A 22969-nucleotide genomic window follows, 5' to 3' on the forward strand; every position below is an offset into this window, starting at 1 on the left:
GGACCGTCAGCGCGGCCCGCGCGGCCCATCCAGCGGGCGGTAGTTCACGTCCTGCGCCTGCAGCCGGTCCAGCGCGGCCGGCATCGCCCGTTCGAAGCGGCCGTAATCCTTGCGGGATGCGGGCGTCCACAAGACTTCCGCCAGCGCCAGCAGGCGCGGCCAGGCCATGTATTCGACGTCGCGCGGCGTCGCCATGTACTCCGTCCACAACTGCGCCTGGCTGCCCAGCACATGGCCCGCCTGGGCCGGCGGCAGCGCGGCCGGCAGCGGGTCGTACGCGTACACGCGCGCGAGCGTCGTCACGTCGCGCACGCCCATCGGCTCGCGGAAGCCCGGGCTGCCCGGCGCGGCCTGGTAAAAGTCGAAATAGGTCTCGCGCTCCGGCGTCATGACGACGTCGTGCCCGGCGCCGGCCGCCTTGATGCCGCCCGCCTCGCCGCGCCAGCTCATCACGGTCGCACCCGGTGCGAGGCCGCCGTCGAGGATCTCGTCCCAGCCGACCAGCCGGCGTCCATGCTGCGTCAGGTAGGCATCCATGCGGCCGATGAACCAGCTCTGCAAGCCATGCAGGGCCGGATGCGCGACCGGCTTGCCCTGCGCGTCGCGGTAGTCCTGCAGGTCGTGCAAGGTGGCCGTCGCGGGCACGAGCCCTACCTGCTTCATGCGCGCCAGCGCGGCCGGCGAATGCGCCCATTCCGTCTTCGGGCACTCGTCGCCGCCCACGTGCACATACGGTCCCGGAAACAGGTCCATCACCTCGTCCAGCACGTTCTGCAGGAAGGCGATGGTGCCGTCCTCCACGTTGAACACCTGGGGGATCACGCCCCAGTCGCGGCCCACTTCCAGCTGGCGGCCAGGATCGTTGCCCAGCGCCGGATACGCGGCGATGGCGGCCAGCGCATGGCCCGGCATCTCGATTTCGGGCACGATCGTCACGTGGCGCGCGGCCGCCCACGCGACCACTTCGCGGATGTCGTCCTGCGTATAAAAGCCGCCGTGCGGCTTGCCGTCGTAGCGTGGGGGCGAGTACGCGACCATGCTCTCGCGCCGCCACGCGCCGACCTGGGTCAGGCGCGGATAGCGCTTGATCTCGATGCGCCAGCCCTGGTCGTCCGTCAGGTGCCAGTGGAAGACGTTCATCTTGTGCTGGGCCAGCAGCTCGATGTGCTTCATGACGAATGCCTTGGGCATGAAGTGGCGCGCCACGTCCAGGTGGCTGCCGCGCCACGAGAACCGCGGCGCGTCCTCGATCGACACGGCCGGCAGCGCCCATGTGCGCCGCACCGGCGCCTGCCGGTAGATATCCGCCGGCAGCAGCTGGCGCAGGGTCTGGACGCCGTAGAACAGGCCGGCGGGCTGCGCGGCCGAGATGGTGACACCGCCGGCGTCGCTCACGAGGCGGTAGCCTTCCGCGCCCGTGCCGGCCTTCGGATCGAGGCGCAGGCGGATCGCGTTCGCGCCGTCGTGCGCGCCGACGGGCAGCGCGAAGCCGGTGGCCGGGCGCAGGTAGTCGCGCAGCATCGCCGCCTCGGGCAGCGCCGCGCCGCTCGCGACGATCCGGGTCGCCGGCGTCAGCACGTACTCGCCGGTCCCGCGCTGCAGGTGCGCGGGACGCGGCACGATGTCCGGTGCCGCATCCTGCGCATGCGCGGCGCCGATCAGGCAACAACAGGACAGGACGGTGAACATGCGCATGCCAGACCTCGACGATGAATGAATGGGTGGAATCACAGCCGCGCCCAGCTGCCCTTGTACAGCACGGGGCCGGTCGGCCCGTTCGGATCGGGCGAACCGCCTTTCGGCTCCAGGCTGATCGCGAGCAGCGCCACGTCCGGACCGGTGGCGCGCGCGTCGAGCGTCAGGTCGGTGCTGCGGTTGCCGGGCAGGATGCCGAGCGAGCGCGGCTTGCCGGCCTGCGTGATCGCCCACAGTTGCAGCGTGCGGTCGGCGGGCACGTGGACGTCGGCGGCGACGCGCACCTGGAGCTTGCCGCGGCGCGTGTCGGCCGTGACGACGAGCGCCGTATGCGACTGGGCGTCGGACAGCGCCGCGATCTGCTGCGGCGCGGCGGCTTCGTTCAGCGCGGTCATGCGCACGGCCAGCACGAGCAGGGCGGCACTCGCGGCCAGCGCCAGCACGCCCCATGGCCGCGCCGCGGCGGTGCGCCAGAACTGCCACCACGGCGCGGACGACGCGGACGGCGCGGGCGCGGGGTGGAGGCGGCGCTCGATGCCCGCCCATACGCGCGCCGGCGGCGTCACCGGGCGTTCCAGCTCGGCCAGCGTCGCGAGCCGGCCCTGCCAGTCGGCGACCCGGGCGCGCAGCCGGCGGTCGTCGCGCAGCCACGTTTCGAAACGGCGCCGCGCGCCGCCGCGCAAGGTGCCCAGCGCGTATTCGGCCGCGAGCTTGTCGGCCAGGGCCGGATTGTCCCCGATGTTCATGCAGCCTCCCGTTTGGCCAGGCATTCGCGCAGCCGCTCGAGGCCGCGCCGGATCCACGTCTTGACCGTGCCGATGGGCAGGTCGAGGCGCCCCGCCACTTCGCTGTGCGACAGGTCGTGCAGATACGCCATGCCGATCGCCTGGCGCTGGCGGCCCGCGAGCGTGTCCATGCAATCGGCCAGCGCCCGTGCGTCGCGCGACGCCTGCGCCAGCTCGTACGGTCCGGCGGCCGTGTCGGCGCGGACATCGGCATCGTCGAGTTCCACCTGCACGTCGGCGCCGCCCGTGCGCGCGCGGCGCAGGATGTCCAGCGCCTTGTTGCGCACGATCGTCACCATCCACGTGAGCGGCGCCGCCAGGTGCGGCTGGTAGCCGGACGCCGCGTGCCAGATCGCGACGAAGGCGTCCTGCACGGCGTCCTCCGCCAGCTCGTCCTTGCGCAGGACGCGCAGCGCGACGCCGAACAGTTTCGCGGACGTGGCGTCGTACAGGGCGCGGAACGCCTTGCGGTCCTGCAGCGCCACGGCGGCAAGCAGGTGGTACAGGCGGTCGTTCTGGTCGGTCTCCTCGCTCACGGCGCCCTTTTCATTGATTTAATGAAAACATTGTAGCGCGACAAGCCACTGACGGGGTGCCGATTACAAGCGTGCGGTGTCCATGCCCTCATATACGCGGCGGCGCCGGCGCCGGATTCAGCGATTCACAGTTTTTCGCCGCAGTGAGCGATCCCGTGGTCGTCGTAGACCGCGTACACGGCCGCCAGGATGTTTTCCAGCTCGGGCGAGCGGTCCATGTGGCGCACCGAAAAGAAGATCGGCGACACCGCGTGCGGCTCGTCCAGCGGGCGGTACACGACGTTCCGGTGATGCATGCCCTGCACGCTTTCCGGCACGATGGCGATGCCCTGCCCGGCCGCGACGAGTCCCATCGCGATCTGCAGCTCGCGCACTTCGGTCACGTGTTCCGGCGTCAGGTTCACGTCGCTGAACGCGGCCAGCACCTGGTCGGCGAAGCTCGGGCGCGGCGCTTTCGGGTAGACGAGCAGCGCTTCGTGGACCAGTTCCGTCAGGCGCAGGCCGCCCTCCCCGGCGGCGAGGCGGTGGCCGGGGAACAGCGCCACCACCATTGGCTCCTCGCGCAGCCGGATGCGGCGGATGCTCGGGTCCGCGCTCTTGAGGCGCCCGAAGCCCACGTCGATGCGGCCTTCCTTGAGGGCCTTCAGTTGTTCCACCGTGGTCATCTCGTGCAGCGCGATGTCGACCTCGGGATGGCGCTCGCGGTAGCGGCGGATGATGTCCGGCAGCAGGCCGTACAGGGTCGAGGCGACGAAGCCGACCGACAGCGTGCGTTCCAGCTTGCCGATGCGCTGGGTCATCGTGCGCAGGTCGCGCACCTGGGCGAGCAGCGTCCTGGCGTGGGCGAGGAAAAACGCGCCGGCCTCGGTCAGGCGCAGCGGCCGCACGCCTTTTTCGATCAGGACCACGCCCAGGTCTTCCTCCAGCTGCTGGATCTGCCGGCTCAGCGGCGGCTGGGCGATGTGCAGGCGCTCGGCCGCCCGGGTGAAATTCCGCTCTTCCGCCACGGCGACGAAGTAACGCAGGTGCCGCAATTCCATTTCAATACCTTTCGGGTATGGACTTGATACCACAACAGTGTTGGACGCCCGTTATTCGCAGGAATATCGTGGCATCACTCCACCGAATTATACGCACCGAATATGATCCAAACTATCGACACCTTCCTGCTCGACGTCCCGACGATCCGGCCCCACAAGCTGTCCGTCGCGACGATGAACACGCAGACCCTGGTCCTGGTGCGCATCCGCTGCGCCGACGGCATCCAGGGCTGGGGCGAGGCCACCACCATCGGCGGCCTGAATTACGGCGACGAGAGCCCGGAAAGCATCAAGGTCAATATCGACACCCACATCGCCCCGCTGCTGCTCGGCATGGACGCCGGCGCCCCGGCGAAAGCGATGGCGAAGGTGCGCCGGACCATCCAGGGCAACCGCTTCGCCAAGTGCGCGCTCGAGACGGCCCTGCTGGACGCGCAGGCGCGCCGCCTCGACGTGCCGCTGTCCGAGCTGCTGGGCGGGCGCGTGCGCGACACGCTGCCGGTGGCCTGGACGCTGGCCAGCGGCGACACGGCGCGCGACATCGCCGAAGCGGAGCACATGCTGGACATCCGCCGCCACCGCATATTCAAGCTCAAGATCGGCCTGCGCGAGGTCGACGCCGACGTCGCGCACGTCCTCGCGATCAAGCGCGCGCTGGGCGACCGGGCCAGCGTGCGCGTGGACGTCAACCAGGCCTGGAGCGAAGCCGACGCCGTGCGCGCCATCGCCAGGCTGCAGGGCGGCGCGATCGACCTGGTCGAGCAACCCGTCAAGGCCCGCAACACGGCCGCGCTGGCGCGGCTCACGCGCCGCTTCGACGTCGCCATCATGGCCGACGAGGCGTTGCACGGCCCGGACGACGCCATGCTGCTCGCCCGCATGGACGCCGCCGGCGTGTACGCCGTCAAGATCACGCAGTCCGGCGGCCTGCTGCCGGCCCTCGACGTGGCCGCCGTCGCGCGGCTGGCCGGCATCGGCCTGTACGGCGGCACGATGCTCGAAGGCGGCATCGGCACGGCGGCCACCGCCCACGTGTGCTCGACGTTCGCCGACCTCGCGTGGGACACGGAATTGTTCGGGCCCCTGCTGCTGACCGAGGAAGTGCTGAGCGAGCCGCTCGTGTACCGCGACTTCGCGCTGCAGGTGCCGACCGGTCCGGGCCTGGGCGTCGACATCGACACCGACAAATTGCGCCGCCTGCGGCGCCAATGACACCACGGAGACCACCATGCTGTTCCACGTACGAATGAACGTCCACCTGCCCGCGTCGCTGGCGCCGTCCGACGCGGCGGCCCTCAAGCAGGCCGAGAAAGACCTCGCCCAGCGCCTGCAGCGCGAGGGCAAATGGCGCCACCTGTGGCGCATCGCCGGGCAGTACGCCAACGTCAGCATCTTCGACGTCGCCGGCGCCGACGAACTGCACGCGCTGCTCACGTCCCTGCCGCTGTTCCCCTACATGCAGGTCGACGTGATGCCGCTGTGCCGCCACCCGTCGTCCATCCGCGACGACGACCGCTGACCACCCACCACAAGGAGACAGAAATGAACCACGCAGACATCGAACGACTGGCCCACAGCTGGGTCGTGGACGCCGCCGACCGCCCCGCCGACCCGCGCGTGCAGCAGGTCGTGCTGCGCCTGGTGGGCGATTTGTGCAAGGCCATCGAGGACCTCGACGTCACGCCGACCGAATTCTGGCACGGCGTGTCTTACCTGGCCGCCGCCGGCGCCACGGGCGAACTCGGGCTGCTGGCCGCGGGCCTCGGCCTGGAGCGCTTCCTCGACGTCCGCGCCGACGAAGCCGAACAGAACGCCGGCCTGGCGGGCGGCACCCCGCGCACCATCGAAGGCCCGCTGTACGTGGCCGGTGCGCCCGAAAGCGTCGGCTTCGCCCGGCTGGACGACGGCACCGAAACGGAGCGCGGCGACGTCCTGTTCATGCAGGGCACCGTGTTCGACCAGGACGGCCGCCCGCTGCCGGGCGCGAAGGTCGAGGTGTGGCACGCGAACCTGCTCGGCAACTACTCGTTCTTCGACCGCACCCAGTCCGACTTCAACCTGCGCCGCACGATCGTGACCGACGAGAATGGCCGCTACCGCTTCCGCTCGATCATCCCGGTCGGCTACGGCTGCCCGCCGGACGGCACGACGCAGCAATTGCTGGACCTGCTGGGCCGCCACGGCCGCCGCCCCGCGCACATCCACTTCTTCGTGAGCCACCCGGGCCGGCGCAAGCTGACCACGCAGATCAACATCGACGGCGACGACTACCTGTGGGACGACTTCGCGTTCGCCAGCCGCGCCGGCCTCGTGCCGCCCGTGCAGCGCATCGACGACCCGGCCCGCATCGACGCCCTGCGCCTGGACAAGCCGTACGCGTCGATCGACTTCGACTTCCACCTGTACCGCGACACGGACGCCGCCCCGGCCACGCTGGTCGACCGTCCGCGCGCCGCCGCCTGAGGACACGCCATGATTCCCATCGTTCCGGTCGGCGCATGCAAGCCGACGAGCCTCGACGACTACATGATCGAGGACGCCGCGACGGGCGACCACCGCCTGCACCGCAGCGCCTTCACCGACGAGGTCCTGTTCGACCTCGAGATGAAGCATATCTTCGAAGGCAACTGGGTCTACCTGGCGCACGAGAGCCAGGTCGCCGACGTCAACGACTATTACACGACGCACATCGGCCGCCAGCCGGTGTTCATCGCCCGCAACCGCAACGGTGAACTGAACGCGTTCATCAATGCGTGCAGCCACCGCGGCGCCCAGCTGTGCCGCCACAAGCGCGGCAACAAGGCGACCTATACCTGCCCGTTCCACGGCTGGACCTTCAACAACAGCGGCAAGCTGCTGAAGGTGAAGGACCCGGAAGGCGCCGGCTATCCGGACTGCTTCAACAAGGAAGGTTCGCACGACCTGAAGAAACTGGCACGCTTCGGCAACTACCGCGGCTTCCTGTTCGGCAGCCTGAATCCGGACGTCGAGCCGCTGGAAGCCTTCCTCGGCGAGGCCGGCAAGATCATCGACATGATCGTCGACCAGTCCCCGGGCGGCCTGGAAGTGCTGCGCGGCGCGTCGACCTATACGTTCGACGGCAACTGGAAACTGCAGGCCGAGAACGGCGCCGACGGCTATCACGTGACGGCCGTGCACTGGAATTACGCGGCCACGACGAACCGCCGCAAGGAAGAACACGCGGCCGGCGCCGACAATATCCGCGCGATGGATGCCGGCAACTGGGGCCGCCAGGGCGGCGGCTTCTACGCCTTCGAGCACGGGCACATGCTGCTGTGGTCGGAGTGGGCCAATCCCGAGGACCGCCCGAACTTCGCGCGCCACGCCGAGTACGCCGAGCGCTACGGCCGCGCGACGGCCGACTGGATGGTGGGCCGCTCGCGCAACCTGTGCCTGTATCCGAACGTGTACCTGATGGACCAGTTCAGCTCCCAGATCCGCGTGCTGCGTCCGCTCGCGGTGGACAAGACCGAGGTGACGATCTACTGCATCGCGCCCAGGGACGAATCGGCCGAGGCGCGCGCCCACCGCATCCGCCAGTACGAAGACTTCTTCAACGTCAGCGGCATGGCGACGCCGGACGACCTGGAAGAATTCCGCGCCTGCCAGCAGGGCTACAACGGCGCGGCCATGCAGTGGAACGATATGTGCCGCGGCGCGAAGCACTGGGTCCAGGGCGCGGACGCGGCGGCGCAGGCCATCGGCCTCGCCCCCGTGCTGAGCGGCGTGCGCACCGAGGACGAGGGCCTGTACACCATCCAGCACCGCTACTGGCTGGACGTGATGAAGCGGGCGCTGGCCGCACAGGGAGGCGCGACATGAGCACGGTGACGATGCAGGACATCCAGGCCTTCCTGTACCGCGAAGCGCGCCTGCTCGACGACGAACAGTGGGACGACTGGCTCGCCTGCTACGACGCGGCCGCGCGCTTCTGGATGCCGTCCTGGGACGACGACGGCACGCTGGTCGCCGACCCGGAGCGCGAGATCTCGCTGATCTATTACGCGAGCCGCCAGGGCCTGGAAGACCGCGTGTTCCGCATCAGGACGGAGCGCTCCAGCGCGACCATTCCGGACACGCGCACGAGCCACAACATCGCCAACGTGGAACTGGAACGGGTCGACGGCGCGCTGCACACGGTGCGCTTCAACTGGCACACGCTGAGCCACCGCTACCACACGACCCACAGCTATTTCGGCATGTCGCGCTACGTGATCGACTTTTCCGGTCCGGCGCCCTGCATCCTGGACAAGTACGTCGTCCTGAAGAACGACTACATCAGCCAGGTGATCGACATTTATCACATCTAAAGGAGCCGGTCATGAGCCATACGATCGCACTGCAGTTCGAGGACGGCGTCACGCGCTTCATCGGCTGCAACCCCAACGAAAAGCTGTCCGACGCGGCCTACCGCCAGAAGGTCAACATTCCCCTCGATTGCCGCGACGGCGCCTGCGGCACGTGCCGCGGGCTGTGCGAATCCGGCAGCTACGACATGCCCGCCGACGGCTATATCGAGGATGCCCTCGACGCCCAGGACGCCGCGGCCGGCCACGTGCTGGCCTGCCAGATGCGTCCGACCTCCGACTGCGTCGTGCGCATCCCGGCCACGTCGGCCGCGTGCAAGACCGGTGTCGGCGACTCCGCCGGCAAGGTCGCCGCGGTCGCGCAGCTGTCGCCGTCGACGATCGCGTTCTCCGTCGCGCTCGACGCGCCGGCGCAGCTGGACTTCCTCCCCGGCCAGTACGTCAACGTGCGCGTGCCCGGCACGGACCAGACCCGGTCGTACTCGTTCAGCTCCGCGCCCGGCGCGGCACATGCCGGCTTCGTCGTGCGCAACGTGCCGGACGGCGCGATGAGCACATGGTTGACCAAGCACGCGCAGCGGGGGGAGCCGGTCGCGTTCTCCGGCCCGTACGGCAGCTTCTACCTGCGGCCCGTGCAACGCCCCGTGCTGATGCTGGCGGGCGGCACCGGCATCGCGCCGTTCCTGTCCATGCTCGACGTGCTGGCCGCGCGCGGCTTCGCGCATCCGGTCCGCCTCGTGTACGCGGTCACCCACGACCACGACCTCGTCGAACTGGACCGCCTGGACCGCATCGCGGCCGCGCATCCGCAGTTCCAGTACGTGACGTGCGTGGCGCATGCGGCCAGCAATCATCCGCGCAAGGGTTACGCCACAGCGCACGTCGAGCCGGGCTGGATGCACGGCGGCGACGTCGACGTCTACCTGTGCGGCCCCGTGCCGATGGTCGACGCCGTGCGCACCTGGCTGGACGACGTCGGCATCGCGCCGCACGGCTTTTACTTCGAGAAGTTCGCCGCGGCCAGCACGACCGGAGGTGCCGCATGATCCATCCCGACCGCTTCGAGGACCAGGTCATGATCGTCACCGGCGCGGCCCAGGGCATTGGACGCGGCGTGGCGCTGGCCGCCGCGCGCGAAGGCGCACGGCTCGTGCTGGCGGACCGCGCGCCGCTCGTCCACGAGGTCGCGCAGGAAGCCGCCGCCTGCGGCGCGCAGGTCGTCGCCATCGAGGCCGATCTCGAAACGTGGGCCGGCGCCGCCGCGCTGGCGGCCCGCGCCCTCGCCGACCATGGCCGCATCGACATCCTCGTCAACAACGTCGGCGGCACGATCTGGGCCAAGCCCTACCAGGACTACGAGGAGGCGCAGATCGAGGCCGAAATCCGCCGTTCGCTGTTCCCGACCCTGTGGTGCTGCCGCGCCGTGCTGCCGGCGATGATCGCGGCCAGGGCCGGCGCCATCGTCAACGTGTCGTCGGTGGCCACGCGCGGCATCCACCGCGTGCCCTATTCGGCGGCGAAAGGCGGCGTCAACGCGCTGACGGCGAGCCTCGCGTTCGAACATGCGCAGGACGGCATCCGCGTCAACGCCGTCGCCACGGGCGGGACGGACGCCCCGCCGCGCAAGGTGCCGCGCAATCCGCAGCCTTTGAACGCACGGGAACAGGTGTGGTACCAGGGCATCGTCGACCAGACCCTGGCATCGAGCTTCATGCACCGCTACGGCACCGTCGACGAGCAGGTCGCCGCGATCCTGTTCCTCGCGTCAAGCGAAGCGTCGTACGTCACCGGCACAGTGCTGCCGGTGGGCGGCGGCGACCAGGGGTGATGCCATGCGCTTCGTACAAGTGGATGACGTGCGCCTGCATTACCGGGCCGACGGCGATCCGGCGCGGCCCTGCGTCGTGCTCTCGAATTCCCTCGGCACCGACCTCGCCATGTGGGAGCCGCAGGCGGCGATCCTGGCCCGCGATTTTTACGTGCTGCGCTACGACGCGCGCGGCCACGGCCGGTCGGGACGCGGCACCGCGCCCGTGACGCTGCAACGCCTGGGACTCGACGTGACCGGCCTGCTCGACACGTTGGGCATCGCGCGAGCGCACTTCTGCGGGATCTCGATGGGCGGCATGACCGGCCAGTGGCTGGGCATCCACCGGCCGCACCGGATCGCCGGCCTGGTGCTCGCGAATACGGCCGCCCGCATCGGCACCGAATCAGGCTGGACGGCGCGCGCCGAACAGGTGCGGCGCGCGGGGATGGACGGGGTGGCCGACGGCGCGGCCGCGCGCTGGTTCACGCACGGCTTCATCGAGCGCGAGCGCCCGCTGGTGGACCGCCTCGTCGCGACCCTGCGCGCACAGGATGCCGAAGGCTACGCGGCCTGCTGCGACGCGCTGGCACTGGCCGACCTGCGGCCGGACCTCGCCCAGGTCCGCGCGCCGACGCTCGTCATCGCCGGTGCCGCCGACCCCGTGACGACGGTGGCCGACGGCGAACGGCTGGCGGCGGCGATCGCCGGGGCGCAGCTGGCCGTCGTGCCGGCGTCGCACATCTCGAACCTGGAAGCGGCGCCGGCGTTCACCGACCACCTGCGGCGCTTCCTGGCCGGATGCGTCAGTGCGCGACCAGCGACTTCACCAGCTTCACGCGCTTGATCTCGCCCACGATGAACACATAGCTGAAGATCGTGACGGCCGCGTTCGCGCCCACGTACACGAGCGCGCCCGCGAACGAACCGGTGCCCTGCAGGATGTAGCCGATGACGATCGGCGTCGTGATGCCCGCGATGTTGCCGAAGGTGTTGAACAGCGCGCCCGAGAGGCCGCCCGCTTCCTTCGGCGACGTGTCGGCCACGACGGCCCAGCCCAGCGCGCCGACGCCCTTGCCGAAGAAGGCCAGCGCCATCACGGCCACGACGAACATGTCCTGCTCGATGTAGTTACAGGCGATCATGCTCATCGACAGCAGCATGCCGGCCACGATCGGCACCTTGCGCGACATCGACAGCGAGAAGCCGGCCTTCGCCAGGCGATCCGAGATCGTGCCGCCCACGACGCCGCCGAGGAAGCCGGCGATGGCGGGCACCGAGGCGACGAAGCCCGCCTTCAGGATCGTCATGTGGCGCTCCTGCACGAGGTACACGGGGAACCACGTGAGGAAGAAGTAGGTCAGCGTGTTGATGCAGTACTGGCCGATGTACACGCCCAGCAGCATGCGGTTGCCCAGCAGTTCCTTGACGCAGGCGATCGTGTCGACGGCCGGCGGCTGGGCGCTGCGCTGCGCGCCGTCCAGGTCGACGAGCGCCCCGCCCTCCTCGATGTATTTCAGTTCGCCGGCGCTCACGGACGGATGGTCCTTGGGGCCGTAGATCGTCTTGAGCCAGACGAAGGCCATCACGATGCCCAGGCCCCCCATCACGACGAACACGCTCTGCCAACCGTAGCTGTGGACCAGCCAGCCCATGATCGGTGCGAACAGCACGGTCGCGAAATACTGGGCCGAGTTGAACAGCGCGGACGCGAGTCCCCGTTCATGCGTGGGGAACCAGGCCGACGTGATGCGGCTGTTGCCGGGGAACGAAGGCGCCTCGGCCGCGCCGACGACGAAGCGCAGCGCGAACAGGGTGCCCACGGCGGCGGCGCCCGTCATGAAGCCGACGGCGCCCGTCAGCATCGTGAACAGCGACCACAGGAAGATGCTGAAGAAGTACGTGATCTTCGAACCGAAGCGGTCGAGCAGCCAGCCGCCCGGCAGCTGCGCCATCACGTACGACCAGGCGAACGCGGAAAACACGAAGCCCATTTCGACGGGCGACAGGCCGAGGGCCTTGCGGATCTCGGGTCCCGCGATCGAGATCGAGGCGCGGTCCGCATAATTGATCGTCGTGACGATGAACAGGATCGCGAGAATGGTCCAGCGCGTGCGCGACGCGAGTTTGGTCGCGGCGGCCGGCATGGCGGCGGTCGTTGTGTGCTCCATGGTTTCCTCCAAGGTTGTGGGGTGCGTCCGCCGCGGTCAGAACGTGTGGCGAATGCCCAGGTCGTAGCCGGTGTTGCCCGAGCCCGACTCCGAATTGTTGGCGACGGTGTAGCCGGCGCCGTTCTTGTTATTGATGTGCGCGTAGGCCGCGTACAGGCCCGTACGTTTCGTCAGCTCGTACAGGTAGCCGATGCCCCACGAGGTGGCGTCCTGGTTGAAATGGGTGCGGTCGTCCTTGTGCATCGTCGAGAACATCAGCGTGCCCGGACCGACCGGCGCCCGGAAGCCCAGCAGCATATCGCGGCCGTCGATGGACGGCGTCGGCTTCACGCCGCCGTACGGGTTGTTGGCATTGCCCAGCGTGGCGCTGTTGAAGCCCTTGTCGATGCCGTACGCCGCATACAGCCTGACCCATTTGAAGTCGTAGTTCGCGCCCAGCAGCGTGTTGCGACCCAGTTCATGGTTCGTGCCGGTCGCCGCGACGTCCGTGTTCTTGCTGTTGTACGCGAGGCGCACCGTGAGCGGTCCCGCGGCATAGCCGATCGCGCCGCCGAACTGGCGCCCCGCCGCCAATGCGGTCTGCTCGCCCGCGCTGTACGCGAGGTCGACGTTCACGCCGTTCACCCTGGGTGATGCGTAGGTGACCGTATTGCTGGCGCGGACGTTCGTGCCGTTGTCGGGGAAGAGGTTCTTCGCCGTGCCCGCGTAACCGGTGCCGAACGGATCGGCCACGGCGGCCAGGGTCGTGTGGTACGGCGTGTACTGGCGGCCGAGGGCGACCGATCCGGCCTTCGTCCTGAGGCCGACGAACGCCTGGCGGTTGAAGATCGTGCCGGCCGCGTCGACCTCGCCGGTATCGATCCTGGCGCCCGTCTCCAGCGTGAAGAACGCGGCCAGGCCGTCGCCCAGTTCCTCGGTGCCGCGGAAGCCGATGCGCGACGCCGAGGCGGCGCCGCTCGTCACCTTCGTGACATGACCGGCGCTGCCGCCGTTTTCGCCCACGAGGGCGGCGTCGACGATGCCGTAGAGGGTGACGTTCGTCTGGGCGTGCGCCCCCGCGCCCGCGGCCAGGCCGAGGGCGATCAGTGCTGCTTTTTTCAAGGTGTCTCCTTGGTTTGTGGGTATTTTTTTGGTCGCGCGGACGCTCAGGTCACGGGCGCCGGGTTGAACAGCGTGAGCGCGTTATGCAGCTTCCACTGCTCGGCCCACGTCTTTTTGCGGCCGCTCGCCACGTCGAGCAGGAAGTGGAACAGCTCCCAGCCGACGTCCGCGATCGTCGCCTCGCCGGTCGCGATGCGGCCGGCGTTGATGTCCATGAGGTCGTGCCAGCGGCGCGCCAGGTCGTCGCGCGTCGCCACTTTCACTACCGGGACGGCGGCCAACCCGTACGGCGTGCCGCGCCCCGTCGTGAACACGTGCAGGTTCATGCCGGCCGCGAGCTGCAGGGTGCCGCAGATGAAATCGCTGGCCGGCGTGGCCGCGTAGATCAGGCCCTTCTGCTGGAGTTTTTCGCCCGGCGCCAGCACGCCCGCGATGGGCGCCGTGCCGGACTTGATGATGGAACCCATCGCCTTTTCGGTGATGTTGGCGAGGCCGCCCTTCTTGTTGCCGGGCGTCGTGTTCGCGCTGCGGTCGACGCCGCCGCGCTTGAGGTACTCGTCGTACCACGCCATCTCGCGGATCATCGCCTGCGCGACACCGTCGTCGGCGGCGCGCGCCGTCAACTTGTCGATGCCGTCGCGGACTTCCGTCGTTTCCGAAAACATGACGGCGGCGCCAGCCCGCACGAGCAGGTCGCTCGCATAGCCGACGGCCGGATTCGCGGTCACGCCGGAAAACGCGTCGCTGCCGCCGCACTGCACGCCGACCACCAGTTCCGACGCCGGCACGGTCTCGCGCCGGCGCAGGTCCAGTGCGGCCAGGTGCGTCTCGGCCGTGCGCATGATGGAGTCGATCATGTCGCCGAAGCCGACGTGCGCCGCGTCCTGCAGGCACACGACGTCCGGTTCCTGCTGCGCGTTCCGGATCGCGATCGACCCCGGTGGGAACATGCGCATCGGCTGCAGCTTTTCGCAGCCCAGACTGACGACCATCACGCGTCCGCCGAAGTTGGGGTTCCGGGCGATGTTGCGCAGGGTACGGATCGGGATCTCGGCGCCGGGCGCGTCGATGGCGACGCCGCAGCCGTACGTGTGCTCGATGGCGACGACGTCGTCCACGTTCGGGTATTTCGGCAGCAGCTCTTTCTTGATGCGCTCGACGGCGAATTCGACGACGCCGGACACGCACTGCACCGTCTCGCTGATGGCGAGGATGTTGCGCGTGCCGACCGAGCCGTCCGGATTGCGGAAGCCCTCGAACGTGAAACCTTCCAGCGGCGCGAGCGGCGCGCGGTCGCGCACCGGTTGCGGCAGGTCGTCCAGGCCGCGCGCGGCCGGCATGCCGACCAGCGATTCCTCGATCCACGTGCCGCGTGCGATGGGTTGCAACGCGTACCCGATCGTCACGTCGTAGCGGATGATCGGCTCGCCCAGGGCGATGTCGCGCAGCGCCACCTTGTGCCCTTCCGGCACGCGCGTCTTCAATGTCAGGCCATCGGGAAAGACGGTGCCTTCCGGCAGGCCGCCGGCGTTGACGACGATGGCGACGTTGTCGTTCTCGTGCATGCGGATGGTGCGGGGGGTGGTCATCATCGTCTCCAAATCTACGGGCGCTGCGTTCTTCATGATTGCGCAATCATTTCGATCCCGAAAAAACGGCCGCTGCATTTCCGGACGTTCGGGACCGGCCGTGCATCCACATCACGCACAAATGACACCGCAATCATTTTGATCTTAAAAATATGGCCGTTCAGTCTCCGGCCATCGCTTTTCCAGTCGCGCAAGAGTGAGCAAAATCACCATCCTTGACCGACGTTTGGTATGATACCGCAATCATCCGTGAACGCAAGCGTTTTGTGGTCGGATGTCGTACAACTGATCATTTACCCAACAGACCCGCGCATGACCGAGCCGCTCGACCACGACCGCAACAACGACGACGACACGTTCCCGGAACGGCCGAAAAGCATCACGCTCAAGGACGTCGCGCGGCTGGCCGGCCTGTCGCCCATCACCGTGTCGCGCGCGCTGCACAACCCCAAGCTCGTGAAGCCGGACACGATCGCGCGCGCGAAGGAAGCGGCAGCCGCGATGGGCTATATCCCGAACATGCTGGCCGGCAGCCTGACGACGAAGCGCAGCCAGCTCATCGCGGCCATCGTGCCGCAGCTGTCCAACTCGATGTTCGCCGAGATGGTGCAGGGCCTGAACGACGAATTGTCGGCGCACGGCTACCAGTTGCTGCTGTCCGTCTCGAACTATTCGCAGCAGAAGGAAGAAGACCTGCTGACGGCGATCCTGTCGCGCCAGCCCGACGGCATCGTCCTCACCGGCATCCAGCACCACGCCAGCGTGCGCAAGAAGCTGCTGGCCACCGGCGTGCCCGTGGTGGAAGCGTGGGACCTGACGCCCTCCCCCATCGACATCGCCATCGGCTTTTCGCAGGAACGGATCGGCGAAAAGGTCGCGCAGTATTTACTGGGCAAAGGGTATAAACGATTTGCATCGATCTGCGCCCGCGACGAACGCGCCAACCGGCGCCGCCAGGCGCTCGAGGCGGAGCTGCGGCGCCACGGCGTGGTGCCCGTCGCCACGCACATGGCGACGCCGCCGACCGTCCTCAATCTCGGCCGCGAGGGCCTGCGCGCGATCCTGGCCGGCGGCCACGATCCGGAAGTCGTCGTGTGCAGTTCGGACGTGCTGGCCCAGGGCGCCCTGATCGAGGCGGCCGCGCAAGGCATCGCCGTGCCCGGTTCGCTCGGCATCATGGGCTTCGGCGACTTCGATTTCGCCGCGTTCACCCATCCCCCCATTTCCTCCGTCCACATCGACAAGCGGGCCATCGGCGCGCAGGCGGCGAAAGCGCTGATCGCCAAGATCGAAGGCCGTCCGCTGGCGGGCAAGGTCGTCGACGTGGGCTTCGAGCTGGTCGAGCGGGCGACGACGCGGACCGTCGGCTGACGAAGCGGCATCGACGCAACGTTTTTCGCAAAATTTCCAAGAAGAAATAGTCAGCACGAACGAGGCGTGCGATGATGCCCCGCCGCAAGGTCGAGCCCGGCCTTCAGCGTTCCCCTTTTTGCAAACTCAACCATGAAAAACATTACGATCCGCTTCAGCCTGATGGCGTCGCTGGGCCTGTTCGCCGTCATGCTCGTGATCGGCGCCGGCCTGGGCGTGTTCACCCTGCAACGCTCGAACAACGCGCTCGCGCTCGCGTACGGCCTGAATACCGACACGCAGGCGATCAACGACATCTACAAGGACACGACGCGCACCCGCTCGGCGCTGGTGCGCGCCTACACCGACTTCAAGGAAAACGGCAAGGCCACGTCCGCCAGCAGCGGGCTGGACAGTGCCGCGACGAGCCAGGGCCGCTCGGCCACGGCCTTGCAGGCATTCGTCGCGCGCCTGCCTCCCGCCGCCACCGATGTGCAATTGCGCAAGGAACTGGGCGACGCCGCGGCCCGCCTCGTCGGCACGCTCGACCGCGCCATCGACGCGCTGCATCATGACGACGCCGCGCAATACACGAAGATCAACGTCGAGCAGCTGACGTCGCAGGGCGCCGCCTTTTCCGCGCTGCTCGAGAAATTCCAGAAGCAGCAGACGGCGCTCAGCGAGCGGCTGATGGCGGAGCGTGCGCGCGAATACACGACGGTGCTGTGGCTCGTCGCGCTCGGCTGCGCGGCGGCGCTGGCGCTCGTCGCCGCCATGCACCTCTTCCTCAAGCGCGTCGTGATCGCCCCGATCGGCGAGGCCGTGACGCTCCTCGACCGCGTCGCCCAGGGCGACCTGACCGCGCACGCTGCCGCGCGGGGCGACAACGAAATCGGCCGCCTGATGGGCGGGATCGCGCGCATGCAGGAGAGCCTGACCGCGATGGTGTGCACCGTGCGCAGCGGCGCCCAGGCGATCGGCGCGACGGCGCATGAAGTGTCGCTCGGGAATGCCGACCTGTCGGCCCGCACCGAGCAGCAGGCGGGGTCGCTGGAAGAAACGGCGTCGTCGATGGAAGAGCTCACCAGCACCGTCCAGCAGACGGCCGGCAACGCGGCGCAGGCGCGCCAGCTGGTGCAGACGGCATCCACGATGGCGACGACGGGCGCCGTCGTGATGGAGCGGATGGTCGAGACGATGGCCGCCATCGACAGCTCGTCGCGCCGCGTCGTCGACATCATCGCCGTGATCGACGGCATCGCGTTCCAGACGAACATCCTGGCCCTGAACGCCGCCGTCGAAGCGGCGCGCGCGGGCGAACAGGGGCGCGGTTTCGCGGTCGTCGCCGGCGAAGTGCGCACCCTCGCCCAGCGCAGCGCCACGGCCGCGCGCGAAATCAAGGCCTTGATCAACGATTCGGCCGACAAGGTCGTCTCCGGCACCCACCTGGTCAGGGAAGCGGGCGATTCGATGCAGGCGATGGTCCACAGCGTGCAGCGCGTGTCCGGCATCGTCGTCGAGATCGCGGAAGCGAGCCGCGAGCAGAGCCTGGGCATCGAGCAGATCAACGGCGCCATCGCGAACATGGACGAGATGACGCAGCGTAACGCGGCGCTCGTCGAGGAATCGGCCGCCGCGGCCGAGGCGTTGAACGTCGAGGCCGGCAACCTGCTCACGACCGTCAGCCTGTTCAAGCTGCCGCCGGCCGTCGCGACCACACCGCACCTGCCTGCGGCCCGGCGCGCGCCAGCACGCCTGCCGGCGACGTTCGGCGGCTAGTTGTACGATCTCATGTCGTTTTAACATGCCCATCCGGGCAGCCCGATGTTGCCCGGATTCGCATTTCTCCCTGTAGATTCGGGCTGAACGGCGACAGCGACGCATCGACGTTGAAAAAATTCTTGCGACACCTCGTCTTTAGTTGTACGATGACTGACAAGTAAAGCCACTCTTCCTCATCCTCCACTGGAGCTACCATGAATCCGCAAGAACTCAAGCAAGTGATGTCGTCCGGCCTGCTGTCCTTCCCCATCACCGACTTCGATGCCGAAGGCAATTTCCGCAAAAACACCTACATCGAGCGCCTGGAATGGCTCGCCCCGTACGGCGCCACCGCCCTGTTCGCGGCCGGCGGCACCGGCGAATTCTTTTCGCTGACGCACGACGAATACGCGCAAGTGATCAAGACCGCCGTCGACACCTGCGCCGGCAAGGTGCCCATCCTGGCCGGCGCCGGCGGCCCGACCCGCAGCGCCATCGCCTTCGCCCAGGAAGCCGAACGCCTCGGCGCCAAGGGCGTGCTGCTGCTGCCGCACTACCTGACCGAAGCGAGCCAGGACGGCCTCGTCGCCCACGTGGAACAGGTCTGCAAATCGGTGAACATCGGCGTGGTCGTGTACAACCGCGCGCAATGCCGCCTCACCCCGGAGTCGCTGGAAAAGCTGGCCGACCGCTGCCCGAACCTGATCGGCTTCAAGGACGGCATCGGCGACATCGAACTGATGGTCTCGATCTGGCGCCGCATGGGCGACCGCTTCAGCTACCTGGGCGGCCTGCCGACGGCGGAAGTCTATGCCGCGGCCTATAAGGCGCTGGGCGTGCCCGTGTACTCGTCGGCCGTGTTCAACTTCATGCCGCAACTGGCGATGGATTTCTACCACGCGGTCGCCAAGGATGACCACGCGACGACCAACCGCCTGCTGGATGAATTCTTCCTGCCCTACCTGGCGATCCGCAACCGCAAGGCCGGCTATGCCGTGTCGATCGTCAAGGCCGGCGCCCGCCTGGTCGGCCACGACGGCGGCCCGGTGCGCGCACCGCTGACCGACCTGACGGAAGAAGAACACGCGATGCTGGACAAGCTGATCAAGGCGCAGAACGTGCGCTGATCCGGCGCCGCGCGCGGACGAAAAATGACGGCCGCGGCCGTCATTTTTTTCGCCCGCATCGATGCTCGCAGCCGACGTCGTCGCCGCCGCGGTCAGCGCAGGCCGGCGGCCACGCGTCGCGCGCACGGCGCCGGAACGCGCCGGCATGGCCGCGCTGTCAGCGCACCGGCGCGATCGCGGCGGCGGGCGACGCCAGTTGCAGGGCCACCACCGTGTCCATGTCGTCGCGCGCGTCCGGCGCCACGGCGATCTCGACGCCGCGCGCGGACTGCGCGACGCTTGCCGCACCGCCGCCCAGCACGGACGCGCGCACGACGCGGGCGGGGATCGCGGGCAGCGTCAGCGTGGCGCCGTTCCAGTGCAGCACGTGGACGTAGATCGTGTTGCCGCGGTAGGTGGATGCGCCCCAGCTGCCCGGCAGGAACGGGCCGCCGCGGGTGCCGTAGATGCTGTCGCCATGCTTGCCGAGCCAGGCGCCGATCTCGCGCAGCCGGTCCGCCTGGGCCGCGTCGATGCGCCCGTCGGGACCGGGCCCCACGTTCAGCAACAGATTGCCGTCCCGGCCAGCGACGTTCGCCAGCAGCCGGATGTAATGCGCGAGGGGTTTCGGCTGCATGCCCGGCTGGTAACCCCAGGCGCCGGCAATCGTCGTGCACAGCTCCCACGGGTGCGTGTTGTCGAAGTCGCCCAGCGCGCCCTCGCCTTCGCGCGCATGAAAATCTTCCGGCATGTCGGCGCGGCCGTTGATGACGACGTCCGGCTGCAGGCGCCGCAGCATCGCGTACACCTTGTCGTGCTGCCAGTCGAAGCCGCCGCCGTAATGCCGGCCCGGCGCCCGCTTCTTCCACTCCGCGCCGGCCCAGTCGCCGCCGAAGTTCAGCCAGTCGGTCTCGCCGCCGTCGAACCACAACACGTCGATCTTGCCGTAGTTGGACAGGAGTTCGCGCATCTGGCGGTGGTACTGGGCGCGCATCGCTTCCGCGCTGTCGCGCTGCAGGTCGGGGAAGAAGAAGCCGGGATAGCGCCAGTCCAGCGGCGAGTAGTACAACCCCACGCCCATCCCGGCCTTGCGCGCGGCCTTCACGTAGTCCGCGACGAAATCGCGGCGAGCGGCCGTCTTCGTGCTGGAGAACGGGTTGTCGCCGTCGTCGAACATCGCGAAGCCGTCATGGTGGCGCGACGTGAACACCATGTATTTCATGCCGGCGGACTTCGCCAGCTGGGCCCACGCGTCCGCGTCGAACCCCTCCGGCTTGAACCGGTCGGCCAGTTTTGCGTATTCACCGGTCGGGATCTGTTCATTCCATTGCACCCACTCGCCTCGGCCGGGAATGGCGTACAGGCCCCAGTGGATGAACATGCCGAAGCGGGCCTGGCGCCACCAGCCGATGCGCGCGGCCGGATCGCCCGCCGCGGCCTGGCCGGGCGCGGGCGCCTCTTGCGCCGCGGCGGCGCCCGGTGCGCCGCACAGGGCGGCGGCCAGCAGCAGGCTGGCGCGCAGGGAAAAGATCGTCATGCCGGTGTCTCCCGATGTGTGATTGTCCATGATGGCGTTAGTGCGCATTGTCCGAACGGCAACCTGCCGGCGCAATTACAAAATTGCCGAACGCAAGTAACGAAATTTGTGACGTAGCGCGCACGCACGCGAAACAACATGTTTGGGATCAATATTTTGATTTCTGCAATACAATCTCGCAAACCGCTCAAGTATGCCACTCCCATGCCCAGATCCACCATGTCGCTGTCTCCATTGCATACCATCCTGGCCGGATGCGCCGCCGCGCTGCTGGTCGCGCAAGGCGCCTCGGCCGACGAACCGCTCCAGTCGCGGGACATGGCGGAACTGACCCTGGAAGAGCTGGCGAATATCCAGGTCACGTCGGTGTCCCGGCGGTCGGAATCGCTGTCCGACGCGGCCGCATCCATCTTCGTCATCACCGGCAACGACATCCGCCGCTCCGGCGCGACATCGCTGCCGGAAGCGCTGCGGCTCGCGCCCAACCTGCAAGTCGCGCGCGTGGATGCCCGCAACTATGCCGTCACGGCGCGCGGCTTTTCCAGCCCGTTCGAAAACAAGCTGCTCGTCCTCATCGATGGCCGCACGGTGTATTCGCCGCTGTTTTCCGGCGTGTTCTGGGACGTGCAGGACGTGGTGCTGGACGACGTCGAGCGCATCGAGGTCATCAGCGGTCCGGGCGCCACGCTGTGGGGCGCGAACGCCGTCAACGGCGTCATCAACATCATCACGAAGCCGGCCGCGGCGACGCAGGGCGTGCTGCTCTCCACGACGCTCGGCAAGGATGCGCGCGACGGCGCGGTGCGCTACGGCGGCAGCCTGGGCGGCGACGGCCATTACCGCGCGTACGCCAAGCATGCCGAGAACGACGATACCCACACGGCCACGGGCGCCACGGTCCCGACCGGGTGGCACCGCGACCAGGCCGGATTCCGTACCGACTGGGGCGACACGGCGCGCGGCCTGACCGTCCAGGGCGACGTCTACGACGCACGGCTGCGCCAGGCCGGCACGCAGGACATCCGGGTGGGCGGCGCCAACCTGCTGGGCCGCGTCTCCCGCACGTTCGCGGACGGCTCGTCGGGCACCGTCCAGCTGTACTGGGACCATACGGAGCGCGACCAGCCGCTCGCCTTCCACGAACGCCTCGACACGTTCGACCTGCAGCTGCAGCACGCCGTGCACCTGGCCGGGAATCACCACGTCGTCTGGGGCGGCGGCTATCGCCTCGGCCACGACCGCGTCGAGAACGGCGTCCGGTTCGGCTTCCTGCCCGGCACGCTGAACCTGCACTGGGCCAATCTGTTCGCGCAGGACGAGATCGCGCTGCGGGACGACCTGCGCCTGACGGCAGGCCTCAAAGTCGAGGACAACAATTACACCGGCGTCGAAGTGCTGCCGACCTTGCGCGTTGCATGGAATCCGCGCCCGGCGGCGCTCGTGTGGAGTTCGCTGTCGCGCGCGGTGCGCTCACCCTCGCGCATCGACCGCGATTTCTACAGCCCGACGACGCCGTCGGTCGTCAACGGCGTGCCGCAGTACGGCGTGGCGGGCGGTCCCGACTTCGCCTCCGAGACGGCCAATGTGTTCGAACTGGGCTACCGCGCGCAACCTCACCGGGCGCTCTCGTATTCGGCGACGCTGTTCTTCAGCCGCTACGACGGGCTGCGCACGCTGGAACCGAACCCGCACGGCACGGGCGTCGTGTTCGAGAACCTCGCGGACGGCCTGACGCGCGGCATCGAGGCGTGGGCCAGCTGGCAGGTGGCGGATGCATGGCGCCTGTCCGGCGGCGGCGTGGTGCAGCGCGTCGGCACGTCGCTGCAGCCGGGCAGCCGCGACCTGTCGGGCGCGACGGGCCTATCCACGGCCGACCCGACCCATTACTGGTCCGTGCGTTCGTCGTACGACCTGGGCAACGGACACGAGTTCGACGTCACGCTGCGCCACGTGGGGGCGCTCCCGCAGCCGGCCGTACCCGCGTACACGGCGGTCGACGCCCGCTACGGCTGGCACATCGGACCCGACCTCGAATTGTCGCTCATCGGACAGAACCTGTTCGATCCGCGCCATGCGGAATTCGGCGCGCCGGCGACGCGCAGCGAATACGAACGCGCCCTCGCCGTACGCCTCGTGTGGACGCCCTGAGCGCCCGGTTCGCCA

General features: G+C 68.6%; 20 protein-coding genes. 12 read left to right on the top strand and 8 right to left on the bottom strand.

Features of this window, described 5'->3' with window-relative positions:
• Window positions 1–6: 6 nt before the first annotated feature.
• The 4 genes from U9J41_RS16745 to U9J41_RS16760 form a co-directional block, all read right to left on the bottom strand.
• Entirely contained in the window at window positions 7–1695 is a 1689-nt protein-coding gene (locus U9J41_RS16745) for a beta-N-acetylhexosaminidase (RefSeq protein ID WP_322403314.1), read from the bottom strand.
• 32 nt (window positions 1696–1727) lie between these two features.
• The gene (locus U9J41_RS16750) at window positions 1728–2441 is read right to left on the bottom strand and encodes an anti-sigma factor (protein WP_322403315.1); all 714 of its coding nucleotides are present in this window, start codon (window positions 2439–2441) and stop codon (window positions 1728–1730) included.
• Window positions 2438–3016 carry a sigma-70 family RNA polymerase sigma factor gene (locus U9J41_RS16755; RefSeq protein WP_322403316.1) on the bottom strand — a complete coding sequence of 193 codons (579 nt, stop codon included), beginning with the start codon at window positions 3014–3016 and terminating at the stop codon, window positions 2438–2440. Before U9J41_RS16755 ends, U9J41_RS16750 begins: the two co-directional genes overlap by 4 nt.
• 125 nt (window positions 3017–3141) lie before the next feature.
• Entirely contained in the window at window positions 3142–4056 is a 915-nt protein-coding gene (locus U9J41_RS16760) for a LysR family transcriptional regulator (RefSeq protein ID WP_322403317.1), read from the bottom strand.
• A gap of 102 nt (window positions 4057–4158) precedes the next feature.
• On the opposite strand from U9J41_RS16760, the gene U9J41_RS16765 reads away from it, so the two are divergent.
• The 8 genes from U9J41_RS16765 to pcaD are packed head-to-tail and all read left to right on the top strand — an operon-like array spanning window position 4159 to window position 11038.
• The gene (locus U9J41_RS16765; protein ID WP_322403318.1) at window positions 4159–5268 is read left to right on the top strand and encodes a muconate/chloromuconate family cycloisomerase; all 1110 of its coding nucleotides are present in this window, start codon (window positions 4159–4161) and stop codon (window positions 5266–5268) included.
• Window positions 5269–5284: 16 nt separating this feature from the next.
• The gene (gene catC / locus U9J41_RS16770; protein WP_322403319.1) at window positions 5285–5575 is read left to right on the top strand and encodes a muconolactone Delta-isomerase; all 291 of its coding nucleotides are present in this window, start codon (window positions 5285–5287) and stop codon (window positions 5573–5575) included.
• Between the two features lie 23 nt (window positions 5576–5598).
• Window positions 5599–6519, top strand: a complete 921-nt coding sequence (gene catA / locus U9J41_RS16775; protein ID WP_322403320.1) for a catechol 1,2-dioxygenase — start codon at window positions 5599–5601, stop codon at window positions 6517–6519.
• A 9-nt stretch (window positions 6520–6528) separates the two neighbouring features.
• Window positions 6529–7899, top strand: coding sequence for a benzoate 1,2-dioxygenase large subunit (gene benA / locus U9J41_RS16780; RefSeq protein WP_322403321.1), 1371 nt, complete (start codon window positions 6529–6531; stop codon window positions 7897–7899).
• A complete protein-coding gene (gene benB, locus U9J41_RS16785) occupies window positions 7896–8387 on the top strand; it encodes a benzoate 1,2-dioxygenase small subunit (RefSeq protein ID WP_322403322.1) in 492 nt (163 codons plus the stop codon). The genes benA and benB overlap by 4 nt, the downstream gene beginning before the upstream one ends.
• Before the next feature lie 11 nt (window positions 8388–8398).
• On the top strand, window positions 8399–9430 hold the full coding sequence (gene benC / locus U9J41_RS16790; RefSeq protein WP_322403323.1) for a benzoate 1,2-dioxygenase electron transfer component BenC: 1032 nt from the start codon (window positions 8399–8401) through the stop codon (window positions 9428–9430).
• Window positions 9427–10212, top strand: coding sequence for a 1,6-dihydroxycyclohexa-2,4-diene-1-carboxylate dehydrogenase (locus tag U9J41_RS16795; protein ID WP_322403324.1), 786 nt, complete (start codon window positions 9427–9429; stop codon window positions 10210–10212). The genes benC and U9J41_RS16795 overlap by 4 nt, the downstream gene beginning before the upstream one ends.
• A 4-nt stretch (window positions 10213–10216) precedes the next feature.
• Window positions 10217–11038 carry a 3-oxoadipate enol-lactonase gene (gene pcaD, locus U9J41_RS16800; protein ID WP_322403325.1) on the top strand — a complete coding sequence of 274 codons (822 nt, stop codon included), beginning with the start codon at window positions 10217–10219 and terminating at the stop codon, window positions 11036–11038.
• Here pcaD and U9J41_RS16805 read toward each other — a convergent pair.
• From U9J41_RS16805 to garD, 3 genes are read right to left on the bottom strand one after another with little or no spacing between them, the layout of a single operon-like run.
• Complete coding sequence (locus U9J41_RS16805) at window positions 10998–12362, bottom strand: MFS transporter (RefSeq protein WP_322403326.1); 1365 nt, start codon at window positions 12360–12362, stop codon at window positions 10998–11000. The genes pcaD and U9J41_RS16805 overlap by 41 nt on opposite strands.
• 36 nt (window positions 12363–12398) lie before the next feature.
• Window positions 12399–13463 (bottom strand): porin, encoded by a 1065-nt coding sequence (locus U9J41_RS16810; protein ID WP_322403327.1) that lies wholly within the window; start codon window positions 13461–13463, stop codon window positions 12399–12401.
• A gap of 44 nt (window positions 13464–13507) precedes the next feature.
• The gene (gene garD, locus U9J41_RS16815) at window positions 13508–15055 is read right to left on the bottom strand and encodes a galactarate dehydratase (protein WP_322403328.1); all 1548 of its coding nucleotides are present in this window, start codon (window positions 15053–15055) and stop codon (window positions 13508–13510) included.
• Window positions 15056–15364: 309 nt separating this feature from the next.
• On the opposite strand from garD, the gene U9J41_RS16820 reads away from it, so the two are divergent.
• The 3 genes from U9J41_RS16820 to kdgD all read left to right on the top strand — a co-directional run bounded on the left by U9J41_RS16820 (window position 15365) and on the right by kdgD (window position 19290).
• Window positions 15365–16423, top strand: a complete 1059-nt coding sequence (locus U9J41_RS16820) for a LacI family DNA-binding transcriptional regulator (protein ID WP_322403329.1) — start codon at window positions 15365–15367, stop codon at window positions 16421–16423.
• 132 nt (window positions 16424–16555) lie between these two features.
• Window positions 16556–18181: a methyl-accepting chemotaxis protein gene (locus U9J41_RS16825; protein WP_322403330.1), complete on the top strand. Its 1626-nt coding sequence runs from the start codon at window positions 16556–16558 to the stop codon at window positions 18179–18181.
• A 197-nt stretch (window positions 18182–18378) separates the two neighbouring features.
• On the top strand, window positions 18379–19290 hold the full coding sequence (kdgD, locus tag U9J41_RS16830; protein ID WP_322403331.1) for a 5-dehydro-4-deoxyglucarate dehydratase: 912 nt from the start codon (window positions 18379–18381) through the stop codon (window positions 19288–19290).
• 157 nt (window positions 19291–19447) lie between these two features.
• On the opposite strand, the gene U9J41_RS16835 is transcribed toward kdgD, so the two are convergent.
• Window positions 19448–20806, bottom strand: coding sequence for an alpha-L-fucosidase (locus U9J41_RS16835; protein ID WP_322403332.1), 1359 nt, complete (start codon window positions 20804–20806; stop codon window positions 19448–19450).
• A 204-nt stretch (window positions 20807–21010) separates the two neighbouring features.
• Here U9J41_RS16835 and U9J41_RS16840 point away from each other — a divergent pair, with 204 nt between their 5' ends.
• Window positions 21011–22954, top strand: a complete 1944-nt coding sequence (locus U9J41_RS16840) for a TOL_0244 family TonB-dependent receptor (RefSeq protein WP_322403333.1) — start codon at window positions 21011–21013, stop codon at window positions 22952–22954.
• The last annotated feature ends 15 nt before the right edge of the window (window positions 22955–22969 follow it).

The sequence above is a fragment of the Massilia luteola genome (assembly GCF_034420155.1).
GTDB lineage: Bacteria > Pseudomonadota > Gammaproteobacteria > Burkholderiales > Burkholderiaceae_D > Telluria > Telluria luteola.